This window comes from Paenibacillus popilliae ATCC 14706 (assembly GCF_000315235.1).
In the GTDB taxonomy this organism is placed as follows: domain Bacteria; phylum Bacillota; class Bacilli; order Paenibacillales; family Paenibacillaceae; genus Paenibacillus_B; species Paenibacillus_B popilliae.
Map to the genome: position 1 here is coordinate 1 of NZ_BALG01000036.1, position 698 is coordinate 698.

1 protein-coding gene is annotated in these 698 nt (G+C 38.4%); it reads right to left on the reverse strand.

What is annotated here, in order from left to right:
- Window positions 1-139: 139 nt before the first annotated feature.
- Window positions 140-436, reverse strand: coding sequence for a hypothetical protein (locus PPOP_RS03980; RefSeq protein ID WP_006284781.1), 297 nt, complete (start codon window positions 434-436; stop codon window positions 140-142).
- Window positions 437-698: the final 262 nt, after the last annotated feature.

Sequence of the window (698 nt, forward strand, 5' to 3'; positions counted from 1 at the left end):
TCCCGTTGAGTGGCAGTTACGGATTCATTGTATTCTATTAGGAGAATCCCGATTATTTTGATATGGGGTAATTTGGTTAATCAACAGGCCTGTTATCACAACGTATTCGTAAACCTGTTCTTCCTTTTTTCACAAACTTCTATTTCCCACCTTTATGTTTTTTACTAGGTGTATGTTTTTTCATAGGTCGGTTTGGATCCTTATTTGAACGACTTTCCCAATTATCTTTCCCTCTCTTCTTCTCAATTGTTTCCCTTCTTTGACCCTTTACATTAGGCTTTCCAATTGGGCCACTTCTCTCTTCCATTTTATGTGATGCATATAGAGTTGCATCAATTCCTACCAGAGTTAATAATTTTTCAGCACTGCTACCACTATCGGAATTGCAGGAACAAATCGCTTTTTTCTTTTCCCTTCCGTTGATGTTTCTAACCATGGCAATATCTGTGAAACAGACACTCCTCCTTCTTCAAACAACGTTTGCCCCGTTTGTTTGTCTACTACCTCAATATCCACTGTTGCCGAAATCTCATGTACCGTTACATATGTCGTAACAGTCTCTTTGTCGATTGTAAAGCTTCTTCCATCCGCTGAATACGTTTCTTGGATTGTCAACAGTAAATCAAACAACTTTTTTAAGGGCTAGATTTCGATAGTGGACAGGAGTTATATACCCTAATGTTCCATGAATTCGATGC